The 15,845-nt window shown below is 65.2% G+C and carries 10 protein-coding genes and 1 tRNA gene; 6 read left to right on the top strand and 5 right to left on the bottom strand.

Translation table 11 applies throughout. The features are described from left to right. Nucleotides 1-35: 35 nt before the first annotated feature. The 3 genes from CD928_RS19880 to CD928_RS19870 form a co-directional block, all read right to left on the bottom strand. Nucleotides 36-1,481 carry an alkaline phosphatase family protein gene (locus tag CD928_RS19880; protein WP_095388833.1) on the bottom strand — a complete coding sequence of 482 codons (1,446 nt, stop codon included), beginning with the start codon at nucleotides 1,479-1,481 and terminating at the stop codon, nucleotides 36-38. A 140-nt stretch (nucleotides 1,482-1,621) separates the two neighbouring features. Continuing rightward, nucleotides 1,622-3,208 (bottom strand): amidohydrolase, encoded by a 1,587-nt coding sequence (locus CD928_RS19875; protein ID WP_095388832.1) that lies wholly within the window; start codon nucleotides 3,206-3,208, stop codon nucleotides 1,622-1,624. 67 nt (nucleotides 3,209-3,275) lie between these two features. Then, a complete protein-coding gene (locus CD928_RS19870; protein WP_176473651.1) occupies nucleotides 3,276-6,170 on the bottom strand; it encodes a TonB-dependent siderophore receptor in 2,895 nt (964 codons plus the stop codon). A 687-nt stretch (nucleotides 6,171-6,857) separates the two neighbouring features. Between CD928_RS19870 and CD928_RS19865 the strand changes: the two genes are divergently transcribed. Then, a complete protein-coding gene (locus CD928_RS19865) occupies nucleotides 6,858-8,144 on the top strand; it encodes an MFS transporter (RefSeq protein WP_176473650.1) in 1,287 nt (428 codons plus the stop codon). On the opposite strand, the gene CD928_RS19860 is transcribed toward CD928_RS19865, so the two are convergent. Then, the gene (locus tag CD928_RS19860) at nucleotides 8,145-9,203 is read right to left on the bottom strand and encodes a LacI family DNA-binding transcriptional regulator (RefSeq protein WP_176473649.1); all 1,059 of its coding nucleotides are present in this window, start codon (nucleotides 9,201-9,203) and stop codon (nucleotides 8,145-8,147) included. It lies immediately after the preceding gene. A gap of 294 nt (nucleotides 9,204-9,497) precedes the next feature. On the opposite strand from CD928_RS19860, the gene CD928_RS19855 reads away from it, so the two are divergent. The 5 genes from CD928_RS19855 (at nucleotide 9,498) to CD928_RS19835 (ending at nucleotide 15,697) form a co-directional block, all read left to right on the top strand. After that, nucleotides 9,498-10,892 carry an FAD-dependent oxidoreductase gene (locus tag CD928_RS19855; RefSeq protein WP_095388828.1) on the top strand — a complete coding sequence of 465 codons (1,395 nt, stop codon included), beginning with the start codon at nucleotides 9,498-9,500 and terminating at the stop codon, nucleotides 10,890-10,892. A gap of 18 nt (nucleotides 10,893-10,910) precedes the next feature. Beyond that, complete coding sequence (locus CD928_RS19850) at nucleotides 10,911-11,681, top strand: L-iditol 2-dehydrogenase (RefSeq protein WP_095388827.1); 771 nt, start codon at nucleotides 10,911-10,913, stop codon at nucleotides 11,679-11,681. Between the two features lies 1 nt (nucleotide 11,682). Then, nucleotides 11,683-13,113, top strand: coding sequence for a mannitol dehydrogenase family protein (locus CD928_RS19845; RefSeq protein ID WP_095388826.1), 1,431 nt, complete (start codon nucleotides 11,683-11,685; stop codon nucleotides 13,111-13,113). Nucleotides 13,114-13,199: 86 nt separating this feature from the next. Continuing rightward, entirely contained in the window at nucleotides 13,200-14,759 is a 1,560-nt protein-coding gene (locus tag CD928_RS19840) for an alkaline phosphatase (protein WP_095388825.1), read from the top strand. A gap of 38 nt (nucleotides 14,760-14,797) precedes the next feature. Beyond that, nucleotides 14,798-15,697 (top strand): ROK family protein, encoded by a 900-nt coding sequence (locus CD928_RS19835; RefSeq protein ID WP_095388824.1) that lies wholly within the window; start codon nucleotides 14,798-14,800, stop codon nucleotides 15,695-15,697. Nucleotides 15,698-15,755: 58 nt separating this feature from the next. On the opposite strand, the gene CD928_RS19830 is transcribed toward CD928_RS19835, so the two are convergent. After that, nucleotides 15,756-15,831: transfer RNA gene (locus CD928_RS19830), tRNA-Thr, on the bottom strand. Nucleotides 15,832-15,845 lie beyond the last annotated feature (14 nt).

Here is a 15,845-nt window from a genome sequence, read left to right as displayed (position 1 = left end):
ATCCTCATGCTGCGCCGCAGCGTCCTGTCCGGCGCTTATCGGATGCGCTTGCGCTCGCCGCGCTCCTGCAACGGAACCTGTTGGCCCGCGCCCGGAATGAAGGGAAAGGGCATCGTCGCCGCGTTATGTCTGGCGAGCGCCAACGTCTCCTCCGTCGTCGGCAGGACCGGTGGTCTCGCCGCTGGTTGATGGAAACGGAAGACCGAGGTGAGATCGCCGAAGGTTCGGCGGCGCCAGTCGCTGATATTGGGCTCGCGGACGCCGGTGATCCGCTCCAGAAATTGCAGGGTCGACGTATGGTCGAACGGCTGGCTCGATACCCAGCCGCCGGCCGTCCACGGCGATATGATGATGCACGGCACGCGAAAGCCGGCGCCGATCGGCACGTCGCCGACGAATTCATGCGGCGTTCCGGCCGGGGGCACGGGCGGCGCGACATGATCGAACAGGCCGTCATTCTCGTCATAGTTGAGGATGAAAACCGTCTTGGCCCAGACATCCGGGTTGGCGGCGAGTTCGTTGAGCCGGCGAGCGATGAAATCGGCGCCGGCGGCGGGCATGTAATCGGGATGCTCGCATCCCACGGCGGAGGGCATCAGCCACGAGACGGTCGGCAGGCGGTCGTGGAGCACGTCATGCGCGAACCGGCCCTCGTCGGCGTCCGGCAACCCGCGCAGTGCCAGTTGCGAGCCCGCTGCGGCGTTCCGGAACTGTGCGACATATTTGAATATGTTGTTGGGGCGTTTCCCCATCTCGCCATATTGATAGATGCGCCAGTCGATCCCGGCGTCCTGCAATCGTTCGGGGTAGGTTTTCCAGCGAAATCCGCCGGGCGGCATGATATTCTCGATCACCGGCCCGCCGGCCGTCGCCTCCGGATCGATCGTGCCGGTCATATGGTAGAAGCGGTTCGGCCAGGTCGGCCCGATCACCGACGAATGATAGGCGTCGCAAATCGTGAACGCCTCCGCCAGCGCATAGTGGAACGGGATATCCTCGCGCTTGAAATAGCCCATCGTATAGGGGCCGTTTACCCCGTCGGCGGCGCGGTGCGCGGGGAGCCACTGGTCCATCCTGCCGCCGTTCCACGCCTGATGCTGCACCGCCCAGGCATGGCTGGTGGAGGGCAGTTTCTGCGCATTGGTCGAAAAACTGTCGAGGTGGAACGGCAGCAGATAGCCGTCCGGGCTCGCGGCATCGGGCTGGTGAAAGACGCTCCTGCCGGTGGAAAGCGTCAGGGCATCGGGGTCGCCGAAACCGCGTACGCCCGAAAGCATGCCGAAATAATGATCGAACGACCGGTTCTCCTGCATCAGCAGCACGACATGCTTGATGTCCTTCAGCGTGCCCGGGCGCCGGGGCGGCTGCGCCATCAGCTTTTGCACATTGGGCGGCATCAGCATCGACGCCGCGGCCACCGACGCGAGTTGCGCCGCGTTGGTGAGCAGGCGGCGGCGGGTCAATGGGGGCGTCGTCGACATCCGGCGCTTTGTTCCTTCGCTTATCCGTTTCGGTGCCGAAGATGGGATTTTGAACGATCGCGACGCCGGGGCGCCTCGTCCGCGGGTGGATGGCGTTTCGGCAACCTCGTCCAGCGTGATCGCTGCCGTTCAACCAGGCCCTATTTCGCCGGGCCGCGCGTCAGCGTCGGCCATTGGACGCCGAGCTGTTCCAGGTACGATCCATAATGCTGCGGATCATAATAATGCTTCGCGAGTTCGGGCTTGTACCGCGCCATCGTCTCGGCATTCAGCCACGTCGGCGGTGTATCGTCGGTCGCCAGCATCGAAACATAATGCTGGTCCTTGGTCTGTACCTCGCTGAAATAGCGCTTTGCGTCCGCCAGCAGCTTCGGCTTGGTCAGCAGGTCGACGACCGTCATCGCCATCACCTTGGCGCCTGCCTGAACGCCCTTGTGCGCGATCGGGGTCGCCATCGCGATGGCGTTCGCCCAATTATGCCCCGGCAACCCCGGTATATTGGCCGGATAGCGGATGGTGATCGTGGGCACTGTCCAGCTGACGTCGCCGATATCGTCCGATCCGGCCGATTTCGGCTCCTCGGGCGGCGGGCCGAACGCCATCAGCTTTGTCGGCAGTCCGGTCGTCACCGTCGCGCCGACATTCGCCTGCACGGCGCGCGCGAAGGCCTGATCGTCGGCGTCCCATTTGGGCAGGCCGACCGCGACAATATTGGCCTGCGCCGCTTCCGCCATCGGCCGGTTGAAATGCTGGGTGGCCGCCACCCCCAGGATTTTCCGGCTGACCGTCGTGCTCGTCATCTTGGCGGCGCCGTCGGCGATGGCGTCGGCGGTCGCGAGCATCTTTTCGACGGCGTCGAAATTCATCTCGCGCAAATAGAACCAGATTTTGGCTTCGGAGGGCACCACATTGGGCTGGTCGCCGCCTTCGCTGATGACATAGTGCGATCGTTGCTCGGGGCGCAGATGCTCGCGCCGCATCTCCCAACCGTCCGCCATCGCGATCACGCCGTCGAGCGCCGAGCGTCCCCGCCACGGGGCGGCGGCGGCATGCGCGCTCTCGCCCTCGAACCTATATTCGACGCTGACCATGCCGGTGCCGTTGGGCTGGCCCCACGCGGTCGCGAGCTGGCTGCTGACATGGCTGAAGATCGCCGCATCGACGGTCTTGAACACGCCGGCGCGAACGAAGCGGGCCTTGCCGCCCAGCAATTCCTCGGCGACGCCCGGCCAGATCACCAGCGTGCCCGCGGTGTGGGTGCGGACCATCCAGTCCTTCACCGCCAGCGCCGCGACGATGTTCATCGCCTGGCCGCTATTATGCCCCTCGCCGTGCCCCGGCGCGCCGTCGACCATCGGTTGGCGCCAAGGGATGCCGGGCGTCTGGCTCGCCTTCGGGATGCCATCGATGTCGCTGCCCAGCGCGATCACCGGCCCCCCGGTGCCGTTTGTCCACCGCGCGACCCAGCCGGTCGGCAGCCCCGCGATGTTGCGCTCGACCGCGAACCCGTGCTTTTCCAGCAGGGCGGTCAGATAGCGTTCGGTCTCATGCTCCTGGAAACCGATCTCGGCATAGCTGAACAGTTGATCGTTGATGACTTGCGACAGCTTGGCTCGCGCCTCCACCCCGCGCACGACCTCTGCCTTGGCGCCCCGCGGTGCGGTCTGCGAGGCGGCGGGGAAAGCGAGCGCCAGTACCCCCGCAACAGCGATAGCGGATCGGATCATGCCTCGGCTCTCCTCGTTCCAAATGACAAGCGAGGGTCGCCCCTCGCTTGCGATTCCAGTCTTCCGATCAGAAATTCATCTTGACGGTGGTGAAGAAATACCGGCCGACGACGCCGTATATTCTGTCGTCCCGATAAATCGTCGGCATATGGGTCGGCATGATGTTGAAGATATTGTTCACGCCGAAACCGAACTGATATTTCCCTCCGATATCATATTGCACGGTCAAGTCGTTATAGACCTTCGCCGGGATATGTTGCCGCGGATAGGCTTCATCCGAATCGGTGTTCAGTTCAAAGGTCGCGGCGCTGATGAAGCGCGTGTTGAGCGCGATGTTGAGGTCGTCGATCTTGTATGCCATCAGCAGGTTGCCGCGGAACCGCGGATTCTCCCACGCGCCATCGGAAACGACGTCTCCTTCCGGGATTCCCGGTGTGGTTTCGGTCACCTTGTCGAGCAGGTAGGTCCCCTTGAACGACAGGCTGAGCGTGCCCTCGCCCACGGGCCGGCGATAGCCCACCCCGATATCGACACCGCGCGCATAGAGTCGCGCGGCATTGAGCTGGTTCGATTCGACCCGCGTCGCATAGCCGGTAACCGGATCGCGGGTCACGCGCGCGCAATAGGCGTTGTCGATCGTCGGCGCGTCGACGCAGAGCCGGATAAGGGTGGCGTAAGAAAATTGGGTGATGACATTCTTGATGTCGATATCCCAATAATCGATGGTGATATCGAGGCCCGGCAGAAACCGCGGTTGCAGAATCGCGCCCAGCGTCAGGCTGTTCGAGGTTTCAGGCTTGAGGTCGGGGTTGCCGCCGGTGACGACGACCGGCCCGATCCTGGGGGTCTCGAAGGGAGTGTCGATCCCCAGGGCCTTGCAGTTCGCCGCCCGCGTCTCGGAGGCGTAATAGAGCGCCAGCGAGCAGGCGTCGGTATAGGCGCCGGTGAGCGTCTCGACCTTCGCTTCGTAAAGCTCGCCGAAATTCGGCGTGCGGACGCTTCGTGACAGGACGCCGCGGAAGCTGAGGCCGTCCATCGGCGACCACATCGCCCCGGCTTTCCAGGCATGCGTGCTGCCGACGGTGCTATAGTCCGAATAGCGATAGGCGCCCTCGACCTCGAGCCGCCGCGCGAACGGCAGGTCGCTGAGAAGCGGGATGACCACCTCCCCATAGGCCTCGCTCACATTGAACGATTTGCTGAGCTCGGGGTGTTCGGACGGACCGGCACCGTAAACCAGCTCACCCGCGAGCGCGAGCGGATCGTCCGTGGTCTTCAGCGTTTCCTTGCGATGTTCGACGCCCACGGCGACCGACACATCGCCATAGGGAAGCGCGAACAGGGGGCCGTTGATATTCGCGCCATAGATCTGCTGCGTGTTGACCCGCCGCTCGTGCCGGTCGGCCATAGCCCACTTGATCTGCGCCTCGGTCGCCGGCTCGGTGCTGAAGATGTCGAACGGCACGCAACCCTGCGCACGAGCCACCGCGTCGCGGCAGATGGGGTCGCCGGTGACCGGATCGGCGATGGCATCGCGCGCGGCGATCCAGTGCGATTTCCAGGGAACATTCGCTTCGGTGACGTTGTCGGTCACGCGGCCGTACTGCCAGAACGCCTCCCATTTGAACTTGGAACCCAGCTTGCCGCTGAGCGAGGAGCCGATGGTGTAGCTTTCCCGGTCGTGATCTTCTTCCCGCTCGGGGAAGTTGCCATAGGTCCGGTCGATATACAGCGAGGTCAGGTTGTTATCGAGCATCACCTGCCGGACGGAGTCGGGCAGATAGGGGTTGTCCAACCTCGCGCTGGCGCCGCGCCCGCCGGGCACCGGGCCGGAGAAATAGGTCGTCCGGCTGTCGTCGCGCCAATAATTATACGTCCCGTCGTACTTCTGGCGCGAATAGGAAAAATGCGTGCCGAATTCGATGGCGTCGGTGATGCTGTAATCGACCCGCCCCATCAGCGCCACGGACTTCAGCCCGCCCCGGAATTGATCGCGGTCGCTCAGATTTCTGCCGTCGCCGCCATCGCACACGGCGTACTGCCCGGGGCTATATTCGATGTCACAATTGGATTCGCGCACATTGCCGCCCTCGACCATGTAGCGCTGGCCGTTCAGCCAATAGGTCGGCACATAATCGAAATAGAGCTGCCGGGTGTTCGGCGCGAGCACCCGATCGGGAATACCGTCATCGATGCCGGTATTGTCCGGGTTCGCCCGATAGGTCGGCCAGTCCCGCCAGTCGAAGCGGTCGGTGTAGATCAGCGGGTTGGATTGCGAATAGGTGGCGCCGATCGAGAAGGAGCCCCGGCCGTCGGCAAACTTGCCGCCGGTGGCGATCGAAACCAGATGTTTCGCGGCATCGCCCTGTTCCGAAATGCCGGCCAGTCCCGAGATGTGCAACCCTTCGATGTTGCGCTTGGTGATGACGTTGACGGCACCCGTCACCGCGTCCGCGCCATAGATCGCCGCGGCGCCGCCGGTCACGACCTCGATCCGATCGATCATGCTCACCGGGATCATGCCGATATCGACCGCGGAGGAGCGCGCGGAACCGGACACGCGGCGCTGCCCGTCGATCAGCGTCAGGCTGCGGTTGGTGCCGAGGTCGCGCAGGTTGACCGCCGCGATTCCCGCGTCCCAGCCCCTGACGTCGCTGCTGAGATTCTGGTTGGTGCCCAGCGCCGGGTCGAGTTCCAGCGCCTCGATGGCGCTGATCCGGCCGAGGTCGAGCGCCTGCTCCATGTTGGTGACGCTGACCGGCATCGGGGATTCGAGTTCGGGCCGGGCGATGCGCGAACCGGTGACGACGATCGCCTCTCCTTCACTCGCCTGCGCCCCGTCTCCATCGCCGGACAGTCCGGCGTCGGGCGACGGCGCCTGCTGGGCGAATGCGGGGGCGGCGAATGCCATCAACATCGAAACCGTCGACGTCGCGAGAAACAGGCTTGTCTTAGACCTCATTACGTCCTCCACTAACATTTTGTGTTTATTGGATAATCTTCATTCTCCGTGGTGCAGCCCATGGTCCAGCGGGCGCGCACGGCCCGAAACCCCTTTCCGCACCGCGGCATCGAATCTACAATATCGTTAATGTAGAACTGCCAGATCATGCTCCAATAGTCAACGATCTTGCTATCGCACGGATTTATTACATATTTGTGCCATTCAGCTGGATGAAAATCACCCTATGGACAGATGGGGCGTGCCAATTTACGATAACGATAATGTTGCAAGAAGGAGGTCAGGACGGTTGGCTCGTGACACGCACGCTTTCCCGCTGACGCCGCCCGCCGGCACGCCGGTCGCGGTTCGACACGGTGAATGGCCCCGGGGCAGCGCGCGCCTGCCGCTCCCAGAGCGGGTGCGCCGCGCGGGCGCCGTGGCTGCCATCGAATCGAGGGGCATGAGTATTCGTGCGCCGGCTTCGGTGCGCCGATCGTCCGGACAGCGCGGGACGCACCCCAAGGCCGGGCGGACGCGCGGCACATTCCGCCCCGGCAACGGAATACCCCTGATCATGGCCGGCATCGTCGGGATCGTGCCCGCATTCATTGCCAGAATGCTCGATCTGAACGATGAGATCGCAACATGCGCCGCACCCGAGGCCGGCGCTCCGGCCCGTCACCCTCAATCGATTGGACCCGTCCGTTGACCCAAGCTTCCACCGCGACCGCCGACCCCGCACCGGCAAAGAAAATGCCGCGAAAGGCGTGGCTCATCATCGGCCTGGCGATGGCGCTGCTGGTCCTCAACTATTTCGATCGGCAGACGCTGGCCATTCTCAAGCCGGTCATGAAGACGCAGCTCGCCTTCGACGACGAAGCCTATTCGCTGCTGACCTTCGCGTTCATGCTGCCCTACATCCTCATGTATGTCGTGAGCGGGCGGCTGATCGACCGGGTCGGGACGCGGGTGTGCATGACGGTGTTCGCGATCGGCTGGTCGGTTGCGAACATCGCCTCGGGCCTGTCCCATAGCTTCGGGCATCTTGCCGCGTCGCGGGTCTTGATGGGCGCCGCGGAGCCGGGCGCATTCCCGGTCGTTCAGCGCGCCATCCTGAACTGGGTTCCCGTCGAACGCCGCGCCCTCGCGATCAGCATCGCGACGCCGGCCGGAAATATCGGCGCCATCCTCGCCCCGCCGCTGATCGCCTTGCTGGCGACGGGTCTCAACTGGCGCATGGCGTTCGTGATCCCGGGGGTGGTCGGGATCGTCGTCGCGATCATGTGGTGGTTCACGGACACCAAACACAGTTCTTCCGCACAGCCGGTGCCGAACACGCCGTCGCCCGAAGCTGCCAGCGAAGAGGCTCCATCGGTCAAAGCGCTGCTCAGGGACAAGAGATTCCTGGCGATCGTCGCGGCGCGCATGATCAGCGACCCGGTCTGGTATTTCTATCTTTTCTGGAGCGCCGGCTATCTGCAGGAGCGCGCCGGGCTGTCGCTCGCCGAACTGGGCTTCGTCGGCGGCATCCCCTACATCGTCGCGGTGGTGGTCTGCATCATGCTCGGCCGTCTGGTCGACCGCTATACCGAGCGCGGGCATGATCCCATCCGCGTTCAGCTTCGCGTCTTCGCCCTCAGCGCCGCGCTGATGCCCTTGGGCGCGCTCATCACCATGGCGTCGAGCGCGTTCGTCGCGGTGGCCATCATCACCGTCGTCGTCGCGGTCTGCCAGGCCTGGTTCGTCGGATATAACGTCCTTCTCGCGGGCCTGTTTCCGGTCAGGATCAACGCATCCGCGGTGGGGATACTCGGCGCGGTCGGCGCCAGCACCTCCCTCGTTCTCAACCTGCTGGCCGGATCGCTGCTCGCCCAGTTCGACTATATCGCGCTGTTCGCGGGGCTAGCGATCCTGCACCCGGTCTCCGCGGTGATCCTGTTCCTGGTGATCGGGCGGAGCAGAGGAAGGCGTGCGACCGTGACCGGCGCCTGATCAGCGCGTGGTCGATGCCCGGATCGCGAGTTGGGGAACGATGCGCTCGGTCACGATCTGATTGTCGGCCGTGCCCTGAATATGGTCGAGAAGGCGGCGCGTGGCCCGGTGCGCGACCTCCTCGAAGGGCAGGAGCAGCGTGGAAAGCGGCGGCTCCATGAATCGCGTGAACGGAAGGTTTCCCCATCCCATCACCATCACGTCGTCGGGGATGCGGATGTTGCGCTCGCGCAGCGCGCGGTACAGGCCGAGGGCGTAATAATCGTCGCCGACGACGAAGGCATCCGGGCGCCGGCCGCGATCCAGCAGGTCGGCGGCGACGCGATAGGCATCGTCGGCATGCCACGACTGGGAAACGCGAAACGAGCGGGCAGGGGGGATGAGCGCGAGATTGTGTCGAGGGTCGAATGTCAGCCCGTGCCGCTCAAGCGAGTGCCGGAATCCCTCGGTCCGAAGCCGGATGGTCGAAAAGGGCATGTCCTCATCGAGCAGCACGACATCCTTCGCGCCCCTCGCCAGCACGGCGTCGGTCGTGAGCTGGATGCCCGCGTCATTGTCGGTGGAATAGAAATCGACTCCCAGTTCGGGGAGCTCGCGGCTGACGAGGACCAGCGGAATGCCCGCCTTGATCACCGGCGTCCATGCGGTGGAGCGCTCCTGCACCGGCGCCGCGATGAGGCCGTCCAATCCGGATCGCAACGCCCGGTCAATGGCATCGCGCTCACGTTCCGCCGATTCGTAGGAAAGGAGCAGCAGGACGGTGTAGCCGGCATGTTGCGCCTGCAGTTCGACCTCGCTGACCAGATCCGAGAAGAAGGGGTTCGAGATATTGCTGACGATCACGCCGATCGTCTTGCGCGAGCCGAGGACGAGAGAGCGTGCATGGACATTGGGAACATAGCCGAGGCGTTCGGCCTCTGCCTTGATCAGGGCGCGGGTCGTCGCGCTGACTCCCGGCCTGTCATTCAGCGCGCGTGATATCGTATTCGCCGTCAGCCCCACGACCTTCGCGAGGTCCTGAAGAGTAGGCTGACGCCGCCCCCTGCTTGTTTCCGCCATGCACGCACCTCCTTGAATGATAAGTCTAGCGCCCATCGTGGCACGCAGGACAAACATTATCGTTATCTCATAATCCAATTTTCGGCAATTTTCGCGACGCGATCCCGATCCGCAAATTTTCAATTATTTTCGCATATATCATAGCGATAAAAGCGCCATTGACTAGGATATGGGCATATGGCAGGATTACATTATCGATATCTAAGAACTTTGCAGAGAGTGATTCAGGCCACGGCTTCAAGGCAGCCGGACGCCTCCCCCGTTCCACCATCCAAACTGGCCAGTAGAAGAAGTATGTCCGCGATATTCAAGCAAAATGCGTCGATCAGCGTGCCGGGCAGCGAGGTGCCCGTCGGGGGCAGCTATGACGTCGTCGTCTGTGGCGGCGGCCCCGCCGGGCTGATCGCTGCCGTGGCGGCGGCCCGCAACGGCGCCAGGACGCTGCTCATCGAGCGCTATGGATTCGTCGGCGGCATGTCGACGAGCGCGCTGGTGACGCCGATCAGCGAATTCCGTCATTTCGGCAAGCAGCATATCGGCGGAATTCCGTTCGAGCTCCTCCAGAAAGCCGCCGAGCTCGGCGGCGCAAACGTCACGCTCGAAAGCGGCAATTTCCCCGTCAACGACGAGATACTGAAACTCGCCGCGCAGCGCCTGCTGCTCGAAAGCGGGGTGACTTTGCTCTATCATAGCTGGTTTTCGGACTGCGTCGTCGAGGGCGACCGCGTCACCCATGTCATCGTGCAGAACAAGGCGGGCCGCGTCGCGTACGAGGCGGAAGTGTTCGTCGATTGCACCGGCGACGCCGATCTCGTGCGCGCGGCGGGCCTCCCGACCACGAAGGGCGACGTCCTGCAGCCCGCGACCTTGTGGTTCCAGTTGGGCGGCGTCGATACCGACGCGCTCGATTATCTGTTCCGCGACGCCGTCGACGGAATGCTGCCGGTGTCGGAGGTGATCCGCAACCGGCTGCTCGAACTCAACGAGGGGGGCGAGATTCCGATTTTCGGCGGCCCGTGGATCAACAAATTCTTCCACGACGGCATGGTGAGCATCAACATACTCCGCGAGGCGACCGACGCCAGCGACCCCGAATGGTTCACCAGGACCGAATGCAGCCTGCGCGAGAATCTCCAGCTCATCATCGAGATATTGCGCCGCGAGTTCCCGGAATTCCGCGACTGCTGGCTGGCGAAATCGGGCATCCAGACGGGGGTGCGCGAATCCTATCACATCGTCGGCCTCTACGAGCTGAAGCACGACGACATCCTGTTTCCCAAGGCCTTTCCCGACACGATCGCGAAGGGCGCGCACGTCATCGACATCCACGCGAGCGACAGCAACGATCAGAACGGCCTCGTCATCCCGCGGCAGGAATATAATGTTCCCTTCCGCTGTCTGGTGCCGCGCGGCAGCGTCAACCTCGTCACGGCGGGCCGCTGCCTGAGCGCGGACGGTCCCGGCTTCGGCTCGGTGCGCGTGATGGCGACCTGCATGGCGATGGGCCAGGGCGCGGGAACCGCCGCCGCGCTGAGCGTCAAGCACGGGTACAGCATGTCGGCGATGAATTTCGAGCATCTGCGCGAAACCCTCATGACACAGGGCGCGGTGATCGATTTCGACAATGTCGTCGATCCGCAGGCCCCGATCGCCTTGTCGACCTATCCGGCTGTCCGAGCTTGCGGATGACCATGAGGATTCCCTGCCATGAGGCTTGAGGGCAAGGCTGCGCTGATCACCGGCGCGGCACGCGGCATCGGTCTGGAGTTCGCGCGAGCCTATATCGCCGAGGGCGCGACGGTGGCGCTCGCGGACATCGACGGAGAGGGCGTCCGCCGATCCGCCGACGCGCTTGGCGCCGGAGCGTTCGCGATCGAGATGGACGTCACCCGGCAGACCTCGATCGACGCGGGGTTCGCCGAAGCGATCGGCACGCTCGGGAAGCTCGATATCCTCGTCAATAACGCCGCGCTCTTCACGGCGGCGCCGATCGCGAACATCACGCGGGCGGATTACGACCGGGTCTTCGCCGTGAACGCGGCCGGAACATTCTTCTGCATGCAGGCGGCGGCGCGGCACATGATCGCGCGCGGAAGCGGCGGCAAGATCATCAACATGGCGAGCCAGGCCGGCCGGCGAGGCGAACCGCTGGTCGCGGCCTATTGCGCGACCAAGGCGGCGGTGATCAGCCTGACCCAGTCGGCGGGCCTCGACCTGATCCGCCATGGCATCAACGTCAACGCGATCGCGCCCGGCGTCGTGGATGGCGAGCATTGGGACGGCGTCGATGCCGAGTTCGCGAGGCTCGAGGGCCGGCCGGTCGGCGAGAAGAAGCGCATGGTCGGCGCGTCGGTGCCGATCGGTCGCATGGCCACGGCGCCGGACCTGACCGGCATGGCCGTCTTTCTGGCGAGCGCGGAGGCGGATTATATCGTGGCCCAGACCTATGGCGTCGACGGCGGCAACTGGATGGCATGAGATGAACGTCGCCCATCCCCGATATGACCGCGCGCGGCTGACGCCGGGGATTCTCCATATCGGCCTCGGCAATTTCCACCGCGCCCATATGGCGACCTATCTCGACGATCTGTTCGCGCTGGGCGAGGATCACGACTGGGCGATCCTCGGCGCGGGGGTGCGGCGGGCCGATGCCCGGATGCGCGAGGCGCTCGCGGCGCAGGACTGGCTGTCGACGGTCATCGAGCTGGACCCTCAGGGTCGGCGCGCGCGCCGCGTCGGCGCCATGATCGGCTTCGTCGAGGTTGATCCCGCGAACGGCCCGCTGATCGCGGCGATGCGCCGGCCGGAAATCCGCATCGTTTCGCTCACCGTCACCGAAGGCGGCTATTTCATCGATCCCGCGACCGGGCGCTTCGATCCGGCGGCGCCCGAGATCGCCGCCGACGCTGCGGCGCCCGACCGCCCGGCGACTGCCTTCGGGGCGATCGTCGCGGCGCTCGCGGCCCGCCGCGCCGCCGGCGTCCCGCCCTTCACGCTGCTGTCGTGCGACAATCTGCCCGGCAACGGCGATGTCGCGCGCGCCGCGGTGGTGGGGCTGGCCCGCCTGTCCGATCCCGGCCTCGCCGACTGGATCGACACCCACGTCGCCTTTCCCAATGCCATGGTCGATCGCATCGCGCCGGCGACCGGCCCGCGCGAGCGCGCGATGGCGGCGGCGTTCGGCCTTGACGATCCGGTGCCGGTGACGTGCGAGCCGTTCCGGCAATGGGTGATCGAAGACCGCTTCCCGGCCGGCCGGCCCGCTCTCGAAAAGGTTGGTGCCATCTTCACGCCGCGCGTGCACGACTTCGAGACGATGAAGATCCGCATCCTCAATGGCGGCCATGCGGCCATCGGCTATCCGGCGGAGCTTCTGGGGATCGCGCATGTCCACGAAGCGATGGCCGATGGCAGGATCGCGGCCTTCCTCGACAAAATCGAAACCGACGAGATCGTGCCGATCGTCCCCCCGGTTCCGGGTCATGATCTGCACGACTACAAGGCGCTCATTCTGCGGCGTTTCGCGAACCCCGAGATCGCCGACACCGCGCGCCGCCTGTGCTTCGACGGATCGAACCGCCAGCCGAAGTTCATCATCCCGTCGATCCGCGACAATATCGCCAGAGGCGTGATGCCGGCGGGGCTGATCCTCGCCAGCGCCCTGTGGTGCCGCTATTGCGAGGGCAGCGACTCCCGGGGCCGCACGACCCCTCCGAACGATCCCGATTGGGACATGTTGACGGCGACCGCGCGCGCGGCGAAGCAGGACCCCGCCCGATGGATCGGAATGCGCGCGATCTACGGCGACCTTTCGGACGATCCCGCGTTCGTCGCCGCGTTCGAACAGGCGCTGCATCTCGTCTGGAACGAAGGGGTGGCCGCGGCGCTGGCGCGCTATACGGAAGGCTGACCGATGCGACCTGCGCTCGCAGACATCGACGAGAGCCGGACGCCGCCGAACACGTCCGCCGACATGAGCAGAGCGAGCCTTGCCTTATGATCGAATATCCGCCCAGCCGCCGCACCCTGCTTCGCGCCGGGGGGCATGCCATGCTGTTCGCCGCGCTGGCGCGGACGCCCGCGTTCGCCGCGCCGCAATTTTCCGACGACCCGTTTACGCTCGGCGTCGCCTCGGGCGATCCGGCGCCCGATGGCTTCGTCATCTGGACCCGCCTCGCGCCGAAACCGCTCGAACCCCATGGCGGTATGCCGGCCGAGGCCGTGCCGGTGAGCTGGGACGTCGCCGAGGACGAAGCGTTCCACCGGATCGTGCAGACCGGCACCGCGCTGGCGCGGCCCGAACTCGCGCATTCGGTTCATGTCGAGGTCGAGGGCCTCGGCAGCCATCGCCGCTACTGGTATCGCTTCGTCGCGGGCGGAATCCCCAGCGACACCGGCACCGTCCGCACCGCGCCCGCCGCCGGAGCGGCGCTCGACCGGTTGCGGATCGCGGTCGCCGGATGCCAGCATTACGAACGCGGGCTCTTCTCGGCATGGCGCCATATCAGCGCGGAACCCGACCTCGATCTCGTCTATCATTACGGCGACTATATCTATGAGGGGAAACCCGCCGGCCCGGCGGCGGCGGCCAAGGCGCCCCTCGTGCGCCACCACAACAGCGACAAGCTCTACAGCCTCGACGATTATCGGCAGCGTTACGCGCTCTACAAGGTCGATCCCGATCTTCGGGCCGCCCACGCTGCCGCGGCGTTCGTGTCGACGTTCGACGATCATGAGGTGGAGAATAATTGGGCCGGCGATCTCGACGACGGCGGCACGCCCCGCGAAATCTTCCTGCTCCGTCGCGCCGCCGCGATGCAGGCGTGGTACGAGCATATGCCCGTCCGCAGGAGCCGGTTCCCCCACGGCGGATCGCCGCGGATATTTCACCGGCTCGATTTCGGCCGGCTCCTGCGCCTTCACGTCCTCGACAAGCGCAGCTACCGCAGCATCCGTCTTTGCGAAAAGCCGGGCGACGGCAATTGCGTCGATACGCGCGACAAGCCCGACACGATGCTGGGCGATGCGCAGGAACGCTGGCTCGGTAAGGGCCTGACGCCCGATTTCGCCTGGAACCTGCTGGGACTCGGCGGCCTCGTCATGCCGTTCGACCGGTCGGCGCAGAAAATTCCCTCGAACGGCTACGACAATTGGACCGGCTATCCCCACGCGCGCGCGCGGCTGGTCAGGATGATCGAGAAACGCGGCAAAAATGTCGTGATCGCCGGGGGCGACAGCCATATGTTCTTCATCGGCAATTTGCCGTCGCGTCGCGATGATCTCGAAAGCCCGCCTGTCGCGCCCGAGTTCCACGGAACGTCGGTCAGTTCGATCAGCACCAACGGGCTTCCCATCGGCCCCGATCCGCGCGCGGCGACCAACCCGCATATCTCGATGATCCATGATCAGCGCGGCTATCTGTTGTTCGACGTCAAGCCAGAGGTCTGGCACACCGATCTGCGCGTCGTCGACCAGGTGTTCACCCCGGGCGGCCGCATCGACACGTTGGCGCGCTACGTCGTGGAGTCCAGCCGGCCCGAAGCGGTCCGGGCCTGATCGCCGCATTTTTCTTCACTACTGGCTCGGAAGCTCCCATGACATATTCTCCATCGATCGCCGGGCTCGAACTGGGCGGCACCAAATGCGTCGCCATTCTGGGCACCGGGCCCGACGACGTTCGCGCCCGCGAAACCGTGCCGACCACCGATCCCGCGACGACCTTGGCGGCGCTGGAAAGGATACTCGACGGCTGGCGCTTCGACGCGCTCGGCATCGCCGCCTTCGGTCCGCTCGATCTCGATCCGCGCAGCCCCGATTATGGCTCCGTCAGCGCCACTCCCAAACCCGGCTGGACGGGGACCGATCTCACGCGCCGGCTCGCCGCGCGTTACGGCAAGCCGCTGGCTATCCAGACCGACGTGGTCGGCGCCGCGCTTGCCGAGCAGCGCTGGGGCGCAGCGCGGGGACTGTCGAGCCATTGCTATATCACGGTCGGCACCGGCGTCGGCGTTGGGCTGATCGCGGGCGACCGGCCGGTGCAGGGCGTGGCGCATGGCGAGGCGGGGCATATGCGCGTGCGCCGCGCGCCCGGCGACGATTTTGCCGGCGCGTGCCCCTTCCACGGCGATTGCGTCGAGGGGCTGATCTCGGGACCGGCGCTCGCTAGGCGGTTCGGCCGGCCACCGCACGCGCTTCCCGACGGGGGCGATGAATGGGATTTATTTGTCCACGATCTCGTCGGGCTGCTGCATAATCTGGTCGTCACCGCGGCGCCCGAGCGGATCGCGATCGGCGGCGGCGTGCTGGCCTCGCGCGAACGGCTGTTTCCAAAGCTGCGCGCCGCGCTCGCCGCGAGCATCGCCGCCTATGGATCGCTCACCCCCTATGCCGAGCAGCTCGACAGCCGCCTCGGCCCGCCGGGGCTGGGGACGATGGCCGGCCCCCTGGGCGCGCTCGCGGTGGGCCTCGACGCTTTGGACAAAGCGAGCGGATAAAGAGCGACTCACCGCCGACCGAATCACGGCAAGCGTTGCCGGCGACCCGCTGCCCATGTGGTGCCGGCTGTCAGACTCGAACTGACGACCTACCGCTTACAAGGCGGTTGCTCTACCAACTGAGCTAAGCCGGCGCTCCCGATGGCCC

Source organism: Sphingopyxis sp. GW247-27LB (genome assembly GCF_002277025.1).
Lineage (GTDB): Bacteria > Pseudomonadota > Alphaproteobacteria > Sphingomonadales > Sphingomonadaceae > Sphingopyxis.
The sequence above is the reverse complement of the archived record's forward strand: the minus strand, read 5'-3'. Positions and strand labels throughout refer to the sequence as shown.

Bases quoted from the DNA above. Each gene is read 5' to 3' on its own strand.
- CD928_RS19880 (WP_095388833.1), bottom strand. From the start codon at position 1,481: ATGTCGACGACGCCCCCATTGACCCGCCGCCGCCTGCTCACCAACGCG.
- CD928_RS19875 (WP_095388832.1), bottom strand. From the start codon at position 3,208: ATGATCCGATCCGCTATCGCTGTTGCGGGGGTACTGGCGCTCGCTTTC.
- CD928_RS19870 (WP_176473651.1), bottom strand. From the start codon at position 6,170: ATGAGGTCTAAGACAAGCCTGTTTCTCGCGACGTCGACGGTTTCGATG.
- CD928_RS19860 (WP_176473649.1), bottom strand. From the start codon at position 9,203: ATGGCGGAAACAAGCAGGGGGCGGCGTCAGCCTACTCTTCAGGACCTC.
- CD928_RS19855 (WP_095388828.1), top strand. From the start codon at position 9,498: ATGTCCGCGATATTCAAGCAAAATGCGTCGATCAGCGTGCCGGGCAGC.
- CD928_RS19850 (WP_095388827.1), top strand. From the start codon at position 10,911: ATGAGGCTTGAGGGCAAGGCTGCGCTGATCACCGGCGCGGCACGCGGC.
- CD928_RS19845 (WP_095388826.1), top strand. From the start codon at position 11,683: ATGAACGTCGCCCATCCCCGATATGACCGCGCGCGGCTGACGCCGGGG.
- CD928_RS19840 (WP_095388825.1), top strand. From the start codon at position 13,200: ATGATCGAATATCCGCCCAGCCGCCGCACCCTGCTTCGCGCCGGGGGG.
- CD928_RS19835 (WP_095388824.1), top strand. From the start codon at position 14,798: ATGACATATTCTCCATCGATCGCCGGGCTCGAACTGGGCGGCACCAAA.